The following is a 14,961-nucleotide window of genomic DNA, read 5'->3' as shown; positions in this document are numbered from 1 at the left end:
GCGGCAGCCGCATGCGGCAGCGCCGCCACCCGTGCGAACCGCGCCGCCACCTCCAGCACGGCCGCGAGCTCCGCCTCCGACAAGGCCCCCAGGTCACGGTTCTCGAACGGCACCAGCGCCTCACGCGCCGCGTCGATCGCCTCTACCGGGAAGGTCATGACACCAGTCAACACGAGGGGTCTGACACCCACCCCCAGATATCCACCCTGGTAGATGTGGAGAGCAACACCAGTTTTCAGCCTGGGGACATCACCCCGCGGGCAAACGATCCAGGACCAGGCCGGCGCACCCGGCGCAAGCCCTCTCCCGCAGATCGCATACGATCGCACCATGCCTCGCCCCGAAGGTCAGCCCCGCTCCGGCAACCCCGGCGCCCGCCCGAACCGCCCGCTCCGCACCCTCACGGTGGTGCGCACGGAACGACTCACGCCGGCCATGATCCGCGTGCTCCTCACGGGGCCGGACCTCGACGAGCTTCCCGAGCTCGCCCTCACGGACCACTACGTCAAGCTGCGGTTCGGCGACGTCACGCGCACCTACACGATTCGGTCGCTCGACCGCGAGACCCGCGAGCTCGCCATCGACTTCGTGATCCATGGCGATGAGGGGCTCGCCGGCCCTTGGGCGGCCTCGGCGCAGCCGGGCGACACCATCACCTTCGCGGGCCCTGGCGGCGGATGGGCGCCCAGCGCGGACGCCGACGCCCATGTCCTTGTGGGTGATGAGTCGGCGCTCCCGGCGATCGCCGCCGCGCTCGACCGCCTCAAGGCGACCCGGCGCGATGCGCGGGTCGATGTCTTCCTCGAGGTCGCCGGGCTGGCGGAGCAGCAGGAGCTTCCGGCCACCGCCGCGACCACGGTCACCTGGATCCACCGTGCGCCGGGCGACGGCTACGGCGAGGCCCTCACGCGCGCGGTCATCGACGCGGACCTCCCCGACGGCAGGATCGAGGCCTTCGTCCACGGCAACGCGGACATGGTCAAGCCTCTGCGCCGCCACCTCTTCAACGAGCGCGGGATCCCGCGGGACCAGGTCTCGATCTCGGGCTACTGGCGCACCGGCATGAACGAGGACGGCTGGCAGTCCAGCAAGCGCGAGTTCAACGCCCAGATGGAGGCGGAGCAGGACGCGCGCGTCTGAGCGCGCGCCTGCCGCGCATCGTCCCGGCTACATCTCCTCGTGCGTCTCGGGGTCGCCGCCGAACAGGCGTCCGTCGGGGCGGCCGAGCGCGGTGATCGCCTCGACCTCCTCGGGGAGCAGGGAGAACGCGTCGACGGCGAGGTTCTCCGCCTGACGCGCGGGCGTCGCGGACTTGGGCAGCGGCAGCGAGCCGCGGTCGAGGTGCCAGCGCAGCACCACCTGCGCGGGCGTCACGCCCAGGCGCTCCGCGGCCGCGACCACCACGGGCTCCGCGTACGGGGCCTTGCGCTTGCCCAGCGGGCTCCACGCCTGGGTCACGATGCCCAGCTCGGCGTGCTTGTCCATCAAGGACGTCTGGGGGAAGTACGGGTGCAGCTCGACCTGGTTGATGGCGGGCACCACCCCCGAGTCCGCGATGACCTCGTCGAGCAGGCGCTCGTTGAAGTTCGAGACGCCGATGCTGCGCACCACGCCGCGCTCGCGCAGCTCGATGAGCGCGCGCCATGCCTCCTTGTAGAGCCCCGCGGACGGGTTCGGCCAGTGGATCAGCATGATGTCGATGCGGTCGAGACCGAGCCGCGCGAGCGACTCGTACCCGGACGCGATGGCGCGGTCGAACGCGTGATGCCGTCCGGGCAGCTTGGTCTGCACCGTGACGTCGGAGCGGGATGCCTTGCCCCGCGCGAGGTACTCGCGAGCGGCAAGCCCGACCACGCCCTCGTTCTCGTAGTTCACCGCGGAGTCGAGCAGGCGGTAGCCGGTCTTGAGCGCCGAGCGGACCGCGATCCGGCCCTCGTCCCCGACCAGGGGATAGGTGCCGAACCCGAGAGCCGGGATGGTGAAGCCGTCGTTGAGCGTGAGGGTGGGAAGGGTCATGCCTTCCACCCTAGCCACGCTCTGCGCACGGACGATGCGCGGGTTACCTTGGCTCAGGGGGAGGGAGGACGATGCGATGGGTCGCCTGATCTATGCCTTCAACTGCTCGCTCGACGGGTACATCAACGATGCCGACGGGGCATTCGACTGGTCGGTGCCCGACGAGGAGCTCCACGACCACTTCGCGGGCCTCGCGCTCTCCGCCCCGACGCTCCTCTACGGCCGGCGGATCTACGAGACGATGCGCGTCTGGGAGGACATGCGGGGGGACCCGGACCAGCCGCGCGCGATGCAGGACTACGCCGAGGCGTGGTGCGCCGCGGAGAAGATCGTGTACTCGACCACGCTCGAGGACCCCGGCTACCCGCGGACGCGCATCGAGCGGGGCTTCGCGCCCGCGGAGGTGGCCGCCCTGAAGGAGGCCTCGCCCACGGACCTGAGCATCGCGGGCGCCGAGCTGGCCGCTCATGCGCTCCGCGCGGGGCTGGTCGACGAGCTCCAGCTGGCCATCGCGCCGGTCGTGGTCGGGGGCGGCACCCGCATGCTGCCCGATGACCTGCGGCTCGATCTCGAGCTCCTCGAGCATCGGCGCTTCCCCGCAGGTGCGCTGCTGGTGAGGTACCAGGTCAAGAACCCTTGAGAAGGGTGACGATGCTGGTCCCGCACGCCGTTCAGGAGGCGGGGATCAGCTCAGCGGGTCGCTGCCCTCGACGGGGGCCTCGATCACGGCGGGCTTGAGCGTCAGCTGCCACGCGGCGCCGATCACCCAGGCGATCCCCGCAAGCATCGTGAGGTACAGGCCCATGGCCGCGGCGCCGTTCATGTCGACCAGGCCGATGAGCGCCGTGAGGATCGCGAGCACCAGGAGCGCGATCTGCGACGCGCGGCCGGGGGTGCGCTCGGCTCCGAACAGGCCCGTGGTGAGGGCGAACGTGATGCCGCCGGCGATCGCGAACGCGAGCGTGATGATGCCGTCGCCCTCGATGCCGATGGCGCTGATCCCGAAGATGGAGACCCAGGGGAGGAAGGCGGCCAGGGCGACGACGACGATGGCGATGGCCGAGATCCGCTGCGGGGTGGAGAGACGTTCGATGCGCATGGTCCGGAACGTATCGGCGGGTTCCAGGGGTGTCAACGGGCCGTGACGAGGGTCTCACGCGGCCCTGTGCAGGCATGATGGTCGCGTTCCTGGGAAGGGACGATGCGTGCGCCCCCAACCGATCGCGGTGCGCGTGCGTCTTGGCTGGCATGAGCACAGGGGGGATGGTCGCGTGAGCGGCTGGAGGGACACGCTCGACACGGTGATGCGCGAGCGTGGGCGCTCGCTCTACGGATACGCGTACGTGCTGGCGGGGAGCCGCGAGGAGGCCGAGGACCTGCTGCAGGACGCGCTCGTGCGGACCTTCCGCACCGGGCGCGCGCTGCGCAGCGTCGAGGCCGCGCAGTCCTACGTCAAGCGCGCGATCGCGACGGCGTTCATCGACGGCGGACGGCGCGCGGCGGCGCGTCCGCGCACGGTCGCGTCCGCGCCCGACGAGTTGCGGGCGGCGGGAACGCGGATGGTGGCGGACGACCACGGCGCGCGCGTCGACGAGGCGCTCGATCTGCACGACGCCCTGCTGACGCTGTCGCCCCGCGAGCGCGCGTGCATCGTCCTGCGCCACCTCGAGGACCTGCCCGTCGCCGAGGTCGCCCATGTGCTGGACCTCGCGCCGGGCACGGTGAAGCGCTACCTGCACGACGGCGTCGCGAAGCTCCGCGAGGTGCTGCCCGACGTCGACCTCGAGGACACCGAGACGGTCGCGATCCACGCGCGGAACGGAGGTGCACGATGACCGGGACCCGCAGCACCCTGCACCAGCTGCACGCGCTCGCGGGCGCGACGTTCGACGACGGTCCGCTCGCGTCCGACCACTCGGTCGTGACCGAGCGGGTCGCCCGCCACCGGCGCACCCGCACGCTCGTCGCGGGCGCGACCGGGACCGCGGTGGTGGCGCTCGGCGTGGTCGGGCTGGCCCTGTGGACCTCGCCCGCGACGGTGGCGCCGGCTCCGGCCGACTCTCCCGCCGCATCGTCCAGCGCCGCGCCGAGCCCGTCGGCGACCACCGCGGCCGAGGCGCCTCCGGCGGAGTGCGCCGACGCGACGTGGATCGACGGCAAGCCCTACAACGACGTCGGCGGCCTCGAGCACCGGTGGGCGATGGCGTACTCGGAGCCGTGCGATGAGTGGCCCGAGGAGGTGCTCGCGCACCCGAACACGGTGGTGGTGAACACCGTCGACGGCACGATGCTGCAGGCCAACGTCCGCGTCGACGGGCCCGACATGGACGCGTACCGCGATCTGGGACCAGACTTCCTGGTCCCCGACCCCGACCCCTCGTGGCCCGCGGACTCGTTCGTGATCATCGACGCGGCGACCGGGGAGGTTCTCGAGGCGATGACCATCCACGACCCGGACTTCGAAGCTGAGGCGCCGGACGAGACACCGTCCGGGCGCGACACGGCGTTCTTCGCGATGCTCGACGCCTTCGGCAACACCTCCGCGATGTCGGAGCTGCCGGACGGCTGGGTGCTCATCGACGGCACCTCCTCGACGTCGGGAACGTACGGGCCCACGCTCAGATACGTCTCCACCGCGACCTACGAGGCCTACCTGGCCGATCCCGCGGGCGCGATGAGCCCGCGCTACGCCGTCACGCTACGCGACGTGCCGCTGGACGCGGCGGTCACCGGGCCCGACGGGTCCCCGGTGCAGGGCGACGATTCGCTGCTCGAGCAGGAGCTCTACTACGACGAGTCGATCAACGGCGGTGGGATCCAGTGCCCGGTCGGGCGCGACGCGTACCTGGTAGTCCAGCAGAAGCCCGAGAGCGACGAGTCGATCTTCGCGTTCCAGGACGCCTTGGTCGCAGCGCTGCGCGAGGTCACCGGCCTCGAGCTGAAGGACTGCTGACGTGGCCGGTCGCGGTGCGCGGGTCCTCATCGGAGGCGCGGTGGGGGTCGGGTCCGCGTTGCTGGGCCTCGCGCCCTGGCTGGTGACGGGCGCGCGGCTGCCGCTGCAGAACATCTGGCTCGAGCAGACGCTGCCGGAGGAGATGCCCACCGCGTTGCTGCCGCTCAACCAGTACTACGTCGCGTCGATCGCGGCGATGCTGGTGCTCGGCGGGGCCTTCGCCGGTGCGGTGCTGCGCATCCTCCGGCGGCACGGGACGGCGCTGCCCGCGGGGGCGGCCGCCACCGGGGTCGCGCTCGTGCAGCTGGTCGCATTGGTCCAGAGCACGCTCGCCCTGCGGTCCGGGCTGGGCGACGACGGCCGCTCCCAGGCGTACGTGGCCGCCCTCGTGGCGGGCTCGGCGGTGTGCGTGGTGCTGTCCGCGGCGGTGCTGGTGGCTCTCGCTCGGTACGGTACCGCCGGGGCCGCGGTGGCGCTCGGTGCGGCGGGGATCGCGTCGATGTCCTGGCTGGACGGCCTGGTCCTCGAGTCGCGGGACGTCGCCTCGCTCGTCTACGGCAATCCGCTCACCTATGTACGGGAGTGGCTGCCGATCCTGGTGGTCGCGGGCGCCGCGGCGTGGAGCGGCTTCGTGACGGTGCGCCGCTCCGTGGCGACCGTGGTGATCCTCGTGATGCTGTGGGTGGTGCCCGCGACGACGACCGCTGTCGCCTACGTGCTCACGCCGATCTACCTGAAGTTCCCCGAGGAGATCCCCGCGGCAGGGCTCCAGGTGATGCGGATGGCGCTCGGGCCGGACGGGGGAGCGGTCGCGAGGATGGCCGTCGCGGTGGCAGCCGTGGCCGGCGTCGCCGTATGGCGTATCGTCGCCGGTCGCCGTTCTGGCGCTCGCGTCGATGTCTCGGCCCGCGCGGCCGTGTAGTCAGGCGGCGTCCAGCATCCCCGCGCGCCGCGCCGCCGCGACCGCGCGGGCGCGTGTCGGCTCGCCCAGCTTGCGCAGCACCGCGGAGACGTGATGCTCGACCGTGCGCGGCGACAGCACCAGGTCGCGCGCGATGTCGGGGGTCGAGAGACCTTGCGCGAGAAGCTGCAGCACCTCGAGCTCGCGCGCCGTCAGCTGCGCCGTGTTGGTCCGCGCGACGCCTCGCGGTCGCCGCGGCAGCGGCAGGTCCCGCTCGCGTCGCGTTCGCAGCACGGCGTCGACCGCGAGCCGCGCCCCGAGATCGTCGAGCGTGCGCACCGCACGGTCAGCGGCCGCGGGGTCGGGGTCGAGCGCCGCGGCGTACGCGGCCCACACGGGGCTGCCGACCTCGGTCCATGACCGTGCGGCCCCGGCCTGGTCGCCCGCGAGCATGAGCGCGAACGGCTCGGGCACCTCGATGGCCGACGCGGGCGCGACCCCGCCGAGCAGCCGCCACCACGCGAGCTCCCCGAGCGCCCACGGATCGCGATGATCCAGCGCGAGCTCCCACGCCGACCGCGTGAGGTCCTCGATCTCCACGGGCGACCCGCGAAGCCACGCGTCCTCCGCGGCCGCGCAGCTCGCGGGAGCGATGCGCTGGAGCTCGCCGGTGCCCGAGGCGAGATCGGCCGCCATCGACAGGAACGCGACAGGGTCGTCCCCGCGCCGCGCGGCCACTCGGCCCGCCGCGGCCGCCGCGGGGATCGCGGACACGGGCGCGACGCCGGAGGCCCCGAGGACGATGCGCGCGACGGCGAGCGACTCCTCGAACCGCCCCAGGTCGCCGAGCGCCACGCACCGCCATGCCTGCATGTAGCGGGTCCATGAGTCGAGGTCGCGCTCCTCGCAGTAGCGGATCCCTGCCTCGAGGTCGCGCATGCCGGGTCCGTAGCGGCGCTGCTCGACCGCGACCGCGCCAAGGTTCGTGTAGGCCCGGGCCACGTGCTCCTCGAGCCCTCCCGCGAGCGCGACGTCAAGGCTCTGCTGAAGCCGCGCCGTGCCCTCCTCGACGCGCCCGGACATGAGCGCCGAGGCCCCGAGGTTGTTGAGCGCATGCGCCTGGATCTCCGCCTCGCCCAGGCGCGTGGCGAGAGCGAGGGCGCGCCCGCCCCAGCGCGTCACCTCGGCGTCGTCCATCGCGAGCATGCGCAGCTGCGCGAGGTTGCTCAGCGCCATGGCGAGCGCGGGCGTCTCGCCGTGCGGCTCGAGCGAGGCGATCGCGCGCGTGGCGTAGCGCTCCGCATCGGCGCCGCGGCCCAGGAACCAGGACAGACGCGACAGCCAGCGCTCGTCCTCGCCGACCGCCGCATCGTCCCCGTGGAGCGAGTGCAGCTCGAGCGCGTGCTGGCGCGCGGTGATGGCCTCGCGCAGCTGGTCGGTGAGGTAGCCCTGGTAGGACAGCTCGACGAAGAGCGCCGCCCTGTCGATGCCGGCGACCCCCTGCTGGAGCGCCGACCGGAACTGCGCGGCCGCCTCGCGGTGCGCCCCCAGCTGCGCCGCGCGCCGGCCCGCCGCGGTCGCGTGGCGCACCACGGTCTCCTGCTCCCCGCATCGGGCCGCGTGGTGCGCGATGCGGCGGTGATCCTCCGGCGTCCGCGCCTCGACCTCGCGCAGCGCGCGACGCTGGAGCTGGCGTGCGCGCAGCGCCGACATCCCCTGCTCGACGGCCTGGCGCGCGAGCTCGTGGCGGAAGCCGATGCCGTCCGCGCCTGCGACCAGCACCCCGTCGTCGAGGCACAGGTCGACCGCGTCGACGCCGCGCTCCGCGACCGCCGCGATGAGGCTCGCGTCCGCCGCCGATCCGAGCGTGGCCGCGGCGCACGCCGCGTCCTGGGCCGCCGCCGGGAGGCGCGAGAGCCGGGCGAGGACCGCATCGCTCACGCTCGCCGGAAGCGCCATGTTCCCCGCCGCGAGCAGCTCGCTCACGAAGAAGGCGTTGCCACCGGTGCGCACGTGGAGCGCGACGGGATCGAGCGCGGCGTCGGTGCCGGCGATCAGCGCCGCGACGCCGTCGAGGGTCAGCGACGGCACCTCGACACGCGTGGTGCGAGGTGCCGTCGCCAGGTCCCCGAGCAGCTCGGTGAGCGGGTGCTGCGCGGAGACGTCGTCGGGCCGGTAGGTCGCGGCGATCATCACGGGGATGCCGTCGAGCCGGCGCGCGAGGTAGCGGAGGGCGTCGAGCGTCGCCTCGTCGGCCCAGTGGAGGTCCTCGAGGATCACCAGCGTCGGCTCCGCGCCCAGGGCCCCGCGCAGCGCTGCGAAGAGCGAGACGCGGTCCCCCTCAGAATCGAGCCGCGGCCTGATCTCCGGCACCGCCTCGTGGAAGGCGGCGAGCGCATCGGCGGTGGTGACGTTGTCGGCGCCGCCGAGGCGTACCCGGCAGCGGGGGGCGGACTGCTCGGCGAACGCTCGCACCAGCGTCGACTTCCCCGCGCCCGCCTCGCCCGAGACGAAGGCGAGGACGCCGCTGCCGGCCAGCGCATCGTCCAGCGACGCGCGCAGACCGCTCAGCTGGGCGTCGCGTTCGACGAGCATCTGCCCAGTCAACCCCTCAGAGCCCCTCCACCACCAGGTGGATCTCGTCGGCGACCAGGCCGTGGGCCTCGCGGTGGACGGTGTTCGCGGCCTCCGGGTCGGGGGCGTCGACCAGGCAGAAGATCTTGCCCGCGGACTCGTCGACCCAGTAGCGGAGGTAGTGGACCCCGTGCCCGTCCTGCTTCTCGAGGTCGGCCGCGTGGGCCTTCGCGACGTCGTCGATCCCGACCGGGCCGTCGAGGTGGTGGACATCCATGTAGAGCGCCATGGTGGTGCCTTTCGTGAGGTGCACGTCCGGGTGATCGTGCTCCTCGAGTCCATCGCGTCCCGTGGCCCCGCGGATCGGGGAGATCACCTATGTTCGCGCGGTGCGCCTCGCGAAGTCCTCGACGGCCGCCAGGCCCCTCTCCATGAAGGCCGTCTCACCGAACGTGTTCATCTTGAAGAACACCGCCTCGCTGCCGCCCGACGTGGTGAGCGCGACCTCCATGCGGTCGCCGACGGCGAGGATGCTCACGGACAGCGTGAGGCGGTTCGAGCCGGTCATGCTGTAGCGCTCGTAGGTGCGCAGGAGCATGCGGGCGTCGCCGATGGTGAGCTCGTCCTGGTGCTCCACGGACGCCGAGGCGCTGCCCCTGACGATGTCCCGGTCCAGGTGCGCGGCGAGCGCATCGGCCGAACCGGTGAGAGATCGGGTCTCGTACACGTGCTGCCCCCTGTGGTCTGTGCTCGCGTTCCGGAGCCTAGGGTGCGCGACCTGCCCGCCGCTAGAGGGACGATGCGGGGGCAGGGCGCCGCCGGTGGTGGCGGATCCGCCCGTGGGCGCGTAGAAACGAGGCATGACCCGAGCGAGCGACTGGCTGGACGGCTACCTCAAGGCGTGGGAGACCAAGTCGGCGGACGACGTCCGCGCGATCTTCACCGATGACGCCGAGTACTGGTTCCGCCCCAACGACAAGGAGCCGGTGCGTGGCATCGACGCGATCATCGAGGCGTGGATGGAGCCCGAGCCGGCCGTGGCCGTGCCGGACCTCGCGGTCCTCATCGAGGACGGGTCGCTGGGGATCATCAAGGGCACGGTCGACTACCCCGGGCACGAGACGTACACGAACCTGTGGGAGGTGTGGTTCGCGCCCGACGGCAGGGCCGCGAGGTTCGTCGAGTGGTACATGACGCCGCGCTCGCCCGCCTCCTGAGTGGGAAACGCGCATAACTCGACTACCAGGGGTATCAAAGTTCCTGGTAGCGGGCTAGTCCATGCAATTACCTATGCCAGTCCATTGTGTCGGCCGCAGGTGACGTCCCGTGGGGTGGTGGACTCTCCGGCTGGGTCTTCGGTGTCGTAGACGCTGAGGAGCCATCGTGCGATGGTCAGTGAGAACTGTCTAGGAATCTCACGGAAGGACACAACGCACGATGGCTCTTGACCAGTCTGCCCTGCTCGAGCTGCTCGGGGAACTCAAACTCACCGAGGCCAGCGATCGGATCCGCGTCGCGACCGAGACGCTCTATCAAGAATTGATCGATGCGGAGGCGGCCGCGTTCATCGGTGCCGCCCCGTACCAGCGCACGGAGGCCCGCACCACGCAACGCAACGGTTCCCGGATGCGCACCCTGACCACGACGGCCGGCGACCTCAATCTGCGGATCCCGAAGCTGCGCACGGGCTCGTTCTTCCCGTCGCTGTTGGAGCGACGTCGCCCGATCGATCAGGCCCTGTTCGCGGTCGTGATGGAGGCCTACGTCCACGGGGTATCGACCCGCAAGGTCGACGACCTGGTCAAGGCCCTCGGTGCGGACACCGGGATCTCGAAGTCCGAGGTGTCACGCATCTGCGCCGACTTGGACGAGGACGTTGCCGCGTTCCCCGACCGACCCCTTGCCGACCAGGCCTACCCGTATGTGTTCCTCGATGCGACGTACTGCAAGGCGCGGGTCGGCCGGCGGGTCGTGTCCCAAGCGATCGTGGTCGCGGTGGGTTTGGCCGCGACGGACGGCGCGAGGTGCTGGGCTTCGACGTCGGCGATACCGAGTCCCAGCCGTTCTGGACCGAGTTCCTGCGTTCCATGAAGGCTCGCGGGCTGGGCGGGGTGCCACTGGTGATCTCTGACGCTCACACCGGTCTGATCGCGGCGATCCACACCGTGATGCAGGGCGCGAGCTGGCAGCGATGCCGAGTCCACTTCATGCGCAACGTCCTCGCAAACGTGCCCAAGGCGGCCGGGTCGATGGTCGCGTCCATCATTCGCACGATCTTCGCCCAACCCGACCGTGAGCACGTCCACGCCCAGTTCGACGAGGTCGTACGGATGCTGACCCGGTCGCAACCCATGGTCGCCGACATGCTCGAGGCCGCGCGTGACGACCTGCTCGCGTTCACCGCGTTCCCGTTTCCGCACTGGCGTCAGATTTGGTCCACGAACCCGCTCGAGCGGGTCAACAAGGAAATCAAGCGCCGCACCGACGTCGTCGGCACGTTCCCCAACCCAGCCGCGCTGCTTCGCCTGGCCGGGCACGTCCTGATCGAGCAACACGACGAATGGGACGGCGCGGACCGCCGCTACTTCAGCGAACACTCCATGGCGTTGCTCCTGGCCGAACCCGAGGAGGCGGCCATCCCCGAACTCACCGCTACACAATCAAAACGACTGACCTGCACAGTGTCGAGAAACTCCACCACACAGCGGGACGTCGCCACGTGCCGCTGACATGATGGCCCTGATTGCCGATGTGAAGGAGCCCCGTGGACGCCAAGACGTACCCGTTGCAGGAGATTCTCAAGCCGGAGCGGCGGTACATCATCCCGACGTTCCAACGCGACTACGAGTGGACGCTCGAGGGTCAGTGGAAGCTTCTGTTCGAGGACCTCGAGAGCACAGCGGACAAGCTGCTTGATGCACGCACCAGTCAGGAAGAGAACACCGTCGTCCTGAAGAACAAAGAGCAGAACGTCACCCCGCACTTCATGGGGGCGATCGTCTGCGCCAGCCTTCCGTTCGCGACCGGAGGTGTCGCGCTGCGCTCGGTGATCGACGGCCAGCAACGACTCACCACGATTCAGCTCCTGGTGCGGGGACTGTTGGACGTGCTCCAGGAAACCGAGTCGGACCGGCGCAGGTCTGTCCGTCGCATGCTCTTCAACCCTGATGACGTCGTGGACTCGCCTGAAGAGGTTCACAAGCTCTGGCCGCGCCGACGAGATCGTGACGTCTGGCCCACCGCGATGGCCGATGCGGTCCCTGCCTACGCCGGAAACAAGGACCACTTGTATCTGCAGGCGCGCCGCTACTTCTCCGAGGCAGTCCGGGAGAGTTCGCTGAACGATGAGGGTGAGTCGGACCCCTTGCGTCTTCAGGCGTTGGCAGACGCGCTGTCGAGTCTGTTCAAGCTCGTTGTCATCGACCTTGAGGACAACGACGACGCGCAGGTCATCTTCGAGGTTCTCAACGGCCGCCAGACGCCGCTCGCAGCGATCGACCTCGTCAAGAACCTCCTGTTCCTGCGGGGCGAACTCGCTGACGAGGACGTCGATCGGCTCTACGACACGTACTGGGCAGACTTTGACGACGACTGGTGGAAGTCCGTCGTCGGACGAGGTCACGCAGCGCGTGGCCGGCGCGATGTCCTGCTTTCGGTCTGGCTTACGGGTGTCTCCGGGTTCGAGGCCAACGTGAGTCACCTGTACCGGGAGGCGAGGGAGTACCTGAACGGGCCCAGTGCTCCGGACACCGAGCAAGTCCTTCGTGAGCTCAGCGAGTATGCAGCGGCGTATCGCACCATCTACGGGGTTGGAACCGTCGATCCGCGTCTGCGCACCTCGTACGACAGGCTCAACGAGTTCGAGATCACGACAGCGGTGCCTCTCCTTGCGTGGCTGCGCATCGCGCCACCGGAGGTGATCAGCCTCGATGACGAGGTTCGTGCTGTTCGCGCTGTCGAGTCTTGGGCGATGCGCCGTTCCTATGTGGGTTGGCAGACCCGCGGGTACGGCACACACCTCGCTCGCGTCTTGCGGGCCGCGAAGGGAGCGGCCGATGACGGGCGGAACGTCGCGAATGCGGTCGTCGACTCGCTGAGGGACGGTGCGCTTGCATGGCCATCGGATCGCGATATGCGTGAAGCGTTCGTTTCGCGGTCGTTCTACAACGCCGTCGCGCAGTACCGAATCCGCGCGTTGTTCCGCGCGATCGATAACCAGCTCCGCCAAGAGGACCCGCACGAGCCTCCCGCGGCGATCGGGTTTGACGGCTTGCAGATCGAACATGTCTTGCCGCGTAGTTGGATGGCGCATTGGCCGCTGAGCGATTCCTTGGGTAACCCTGTCGACCCTGACTCTGGAGACGCTGCGACGGCGCAGCGAGTGCTTCAGCGCCGTCAGACACTCGACCGTCTTGGCAACCTCACTCTCGTGACTCAGGCGTTCAATCTCGATGTGTCCAATTTGGGGTGGTCCGCGAAGCGTCCGGAGTTTGCGAAGCAAGGTGCGCTGGTGATCAACAAGGGCATCGCTGCCGTGCAGGAATGGAGCGAGGCCGAGATCGACGCACGTGGCATCTTCCTCGCGGACGTGGCGGTCCGCGTATGGCCCGACCCGGTTGCTCTTGGAGCGTCAAGACGTACGGACTCGGCGTCGGCTCCGATCAAGCCCGCCGTGATCACTTCCGAGCCAACGGCGATGGGCGCGGCCGGCCCGGTCCCTGGCCAACCAGTTGGCTCCATTGCGCCCCTGGTCACTGCGCTCGAGACCGTGGGGATGCAGCTGGCAGACGTAGACGCACCGTGGCCCGGCTGGGGCGTCGTCGTGAAGTGTGTCGACGGTAGCGCCTATCTCAATCGCACCAACGTGGACGTGCGGAGCGATCGGACAGGGGAGGTCGCTATGTGGGCGGCTGCCGGCCTTGGTGAGGAACGAGGCAATTATCTGCGCATTCCGCTGTGACGAGTCGGTTGAATCGGCTTTCGCGGCAGGTCGAGACATCCAAGCGAGCGGCGCGGCACGCTTAATCCGCGCCGAGTTTGCCCATCGCCTTGTTCCACGCGGCTTGCAGCCTCCGGTGGACGCTTCGTGTCGTGCCGGGTGGCAATCGTTGGCCGAAGTGCGGGTCGAGCGGGTCGCGGCTCTGGAAGTAAGTGTGGATGTACTCGCCGGGATGATCGAGATCGGCCATGCAGAAGTCGCTGAGCTCACGCAGGGGTAGCACTTCGAACGGGATGTCAGATGCGAAGGCGAAGCGTCCGTGGCCGGCGTTCGCGAGCGGGATGTGCTCGGCAGTTACCACCAGGCCGTAGACGGGGCGATCGTTGGGAATCTCTTGGAACTCGGGCACGCCTTCGGCGATCGCCTGAGCGCTGCGCGAGAGCTGCGTTGCGGCCTTGCCGACGTGGCGCTTCAGTTCACGTTCCTCGACCTCGATGTCCTGGATCGCCTTCACGGTGAGCCGGGCGCTCTTGCATTCGATGAGGAGTACGCATTCTGGGAACACGACGATCCAGTCGACGGACTTCGATGTTGCCTTGCCGTCGCGGTAGCTGATCTCGCGGATGAGGTTGGCATCGTCCAACAGCTCGAGGTCGAATCCCGCGACCGCCTCGACGCGTGGGCCAAGGTCGCGCGCGAACGACTCGCCCCAGTGGTCGATGCCTCGGTAGTAGATTGATTCGCTCTGGACCGTCCTGAGTAGGTGCGGGACGGAGGGGGCGACGATCGTGCCGTCGGGAAGTGAGACGAGTGGGTGACGGTCGAGCGGGTTCCAGTCGGTGAGCGCCGGCGTCCGTCGAGGCTCCCATGCTGCGTAGTAGGTGGCCCTGAATTGCGCCGGCGTCAGGGTCAGGTCCTCGACGATCGTGGGGACGTCACTGAGCAGCTGCGGGCTCACGCGGGGATCATTCGCGAGCGCGTCGACGATGGTGTCGGGATGGAACCTGCCGCTACCGGCGAGCACTGACCCCCAGAGCAGCATGACACCGCGCATGCGACGGTCGAGAGGCATGCCGAAGACTTCCGCCCAGGCGTACGACTGACATCCGGTGAGCGGCTCGCCGTAGAGCAGCCAACTTCGGCCGACCTCCATGGCGGGGTTTGTCTGATGCGGCAACTGCTCGTGCACCATGCGAGTCATCATCGACCACACATCGCCTGGCTCATCGTGAGGATCAAGTGCGTGATAGGCATTCTTGAACGCGATCAGGTCCGAGGGTGTTGCGTCCATGCGGTTGAGGTTGGAGCCGTTGCTCAGGGCGAGTCTCGCGATGTGGGCGTTAGCCCAGGGAAAGTGCTTGGCGTATTCGAGGCTCTGGCGGTTTTCGATGAACTCCCGCATTGTTGCGGCGGACTCAGCGGCGGCTTGGATCAGGACGGATGACTGGCTCCGAGTTCGCACTCGTGCCGCAAGAGACGCATAGTCGTCAGCCACGGACGGTCATCCGTGGACGTCGGGCCGCCGCTGAAGCCCCGCGAAGGCAAATGGTCGACATCGATGCCTCCGTGGGCTCCGCG

General features: G+C 69.6%; 13 protein-coding genes and 1 pseudogene. 8 read left to right on the top strand and 6 right to left on the bottom strand.

Annotated features, from left to right (window positions below; all coding sequences use genetic code 11):
- The first annotated feature begins 330 nt into the window (after positions 1–330).
- Entirely contained in the window at positions 331–1,140 is an 810-nt protein-coding gene (locus AOM00_RS14645; RefSeq protein WP_082097116.1) for a siderophore-interacting protein, read from the top strand.
- 27 nt (positions 1,141–1,167) lie between these two features.
- Here the strand turns inward: AOM00_RS14645 and AOM00_RS14640 are convergent, their stop codons facing one another.
- Positions 1,168–2,016, bottom strand: a complete 849-nt coding sequence (locus AOM00_RS14640) for an aldo/keto reductase (RefSeq protein WP_062518504.1) — start codon at positions 2,014–2,016, stop codon at positions 1,168–1,170.
- 76 nt (positions 2,017–2,092) lie between these two features.
- Here AOM00_RS14640 and AOM00_RS14635 point away from each other — a divergent pair, with 76 nt between their 5' ends.
- Positions 2,093–2,656: a dihydrofolate reductase family protein gene (locus tag AOM00_RS14635; protein ID WP_062518503.1), complete on the top strand. Its 564-nt coding sequence runs from the start codon at positions 2,093–2,095 to the stop codon at positions 2,654–2,656.
- Between the two features lie 45 nt (positions 2,657–2,701).
- Here the strand turns inward: AOM00_RS14635 and AOM00_RS14630 are convergent, their stop codons facing one another.
- Positions 2,702–3,115: a hypothetical protein gene (locus AOM00_RS14630; protein ID WP_062518502.1), complete on the bottom strand. Its 414-nt coding sequence runs from the start codon at positions 3,113–3,115 to the stop codon at positions 2,702–2,704.
- 172 nt (positions 3,116–3,287) lie between these two features.
- Between AOM00_RS14630 and AOM00_RS14625 the strand changes: the two genes are divergently transcribed.
- The 3 genes from AOM00_RS14625 to AOM00_RS14615 are packed head-to-tail and all read left to right on the top strand — an operon-like array spanning position 3,288 to position 5,891.
- Positions 3,288–3,851, top strand: a complete 564-nt coding sequence (locus tag AOM00_RS14625) for an RNA polymerase sigma factor (RefSeq protein ID WP_062518501.1) — start codon at positions 3,288–3,290, stop codon at positions 3,849–3,851.
- Positions 3,848–4,969: a hypothetical protein gene (locus AOM00_RS14620; RefSeq protein WP_062518500.1), complete on the top strand. Its 1,122-nt coding sequence runs from the start codon at positions 3,848–3,850 to the stop codon at positions 4,967–4,969. The genes AOM00_RS14625 and AOM00_RS14620 overlap by 4 nt, the downstream gene beginning before the upstream one ends.
- A gap of 1 nt (position 4,970) precedes the next feature.
- Positions 4,971–5,891 (top strand): hypothetical protein, encoded by a 921-nt coding sequence (locus AOM00_RS14615; RefSeq protein WP_062518499.1) that lies wholly within the window; start codon positions 4,971–4,973, stop codon positions 5,889–5,891.
- Here the strand turns inward: AOM00_RS14615 and AOM00_RS14610 are convergent, their stop codons facing one another.
- The 3 genes from AOM00_RS14610 to AOM00_RS14600 form a co-directional block, all read right to left on the bottom strand.
- Entirely contained in the window at positions 5,892–8,465 is a 2,574-nt protein-coding gene (locus tag AOM00_RS14610) for an ATP-binding protein (protein WP_062518498.1), read from the bottom strand.
- A 16-nt stretch (positions 8,466–8,481) separates the two neighbouring features.
- Positions 8,482–8,733: a DUF4242 domain-containing protein gene (locus tag AOM00_RS14605; protein ID WP_062518506.1), complete on the bottom strand. Its 252-nt coding sequence runs from the start codon at positions 8,731–8,733 to the stop codon at positions 8,482–8,484.
- Positions 8,734–8,820: 87 nt separating this feature from the next.
- On the bottom strand, positions 8,821–9,171 hold the full coding sequence (locus AOM00_RS14600) for a DUF6054 family protein (RefSeq protein ID WP_062518497.1): 351 nt from the start codon (positions 9,169–9,171) through the stop codon (positions 8,821–8,823).
- Between the two features lie 133 nt (positions 9,172–9,304).
- Between AOM00_RS14600 and AOM00_RS14595 the strand changes: the two genes are divergently transcribed.
- The 3 genes and pseudogenes from AOM00_RS14595 to AOM00_RS14585 all read left to right on the top strand — a co-directional run bounded on the left by AOM00_RS14595 (position 9,305) and on the right by AOM00_RS14585 (position 13,404).
- Positions 9,305–9,661: a nuclear transport factor 2 family protein gene (locus AOM00_RS14595; RefSeq protein ID WP_062518496.1), complete on the top strand. Its 357-nt coding sequence runs from the start codon at positions 9,305–9,307 to the stop codon at positions 9,659–9,661.
- A gap of 322 nt (positions 9,662–9,983) precedes the next feature.
- Positions 9,984–11,173, top strand: a pseudogene (locus AOM00_RS14590) (IS256 family transposase).
- A 35-nt stretch (positions 11,174–11,208) separates the two neighbouring features.
- On the top strand, positions 11,209–13,404 hold the full coding sequence (locus AOM00_RS14585) for a DUF262 domain-containing protein (RefSeq protein WP_082097115.1): 2,196 nt from the start codon (positions 11,209–11,211) through the stop codon (positions 13,402–13,404).
- 61 nt (positions 13,405–13,465) lie between these two features.
- On the opposite strand, the gene AOM00_RS14580 is transcribed toward AOM00_RS14585, so the two are convergent.
- Positions 13,466–14,878, bottom strand: coding sequence for a hypothetical protein (locus tag AOM00_RS14580; RefSeq protein ID WP_156159198.1), 1,413 nt, complete (start codon positions 14,876–14,878; stop codon positions 13,466–13,468).
- Positions 14,879–14,961: the final 83 nt, after the last annotated feature.

Source organism: Demequina gelatinilytica, from assembly GCF_000971115.1.
In the GTDB taxonomy this organism is placed as follows: domain Bacteria; phylum Actinomycetota; class Actinomycetes; order Actinomycetales; family Demequinaceae; genus Demequina; species Demequina gelatinilytica.
The sequence above is the reverse complement of the archived record's forward strand: the minus strand, read 5'-3'. Positions and strand labels throughout refer to the sequence as shown.

What these genes read in the sequence shown, in the direction of transcription:
- AOM00_RS14645 (WP_082097116.1), top strand. Translation starts at nt 331, where the DNA reads ATGCCTCGCCCCGAAGGTCAGCCCCGCTCCGGCAACCCCGGCGCCCGC.
- AOM00_RS14640 (WP_062518504.1), bottom strand. Translation starts at nt 2,016, where the DNA reads ATGACCCTTCCCACCCTCACGCTCAACGACGGCTTCACCATCCCGGCT.
- AOM00_RS14635 (WP_062518503.1), top strand. Translation starts at nt 2,093, where the DNA reads ATGGGTCGCCTGATCTATGCCTTCAACTGCTCGCTCGACGGGTACATC.
- AOM00_RS14630 (WP_062518502.1), bottom strand. Translation starts at nt 3,115, where the DNA reads ATGCGCATCGAACGTCTCTCCACCCCGCAGCGGATCTCGGCCATCGCC.
- AOM00_RS14620 (WP_062518500.1), top strand. Translation starts at nt 3,848, where the DNA reads ATGACCGGGACCCGCAGCACCCTGCACCAGCTGCACGCGCTCGCGGGC.
- AOM00_RS14610 (WP_062518498.1), bottom strand. Translation starts at nt 8,465, where the DNA reads ATGCTCGTCGAACGCGACGCCCAGCTGAGCGGTCTGCGCGCGTCGCTG.
- AOM00_RS14605 (WP_062518506.1), bottom strand. Translation starts at nt 8,733, where the DNA reads ATGGCGCTCTACATGGATGTCCACCACCTCGACGGCCCGGTCGGGATC.
- AOM00_RS14595 (WP_062518496.1), top strand. Translation starts at nt 9,305, where the DNA reads ATGACCCGAGCGAGCGACTGGCTGGACGGCTACCTCAAGGCGTGGGAG.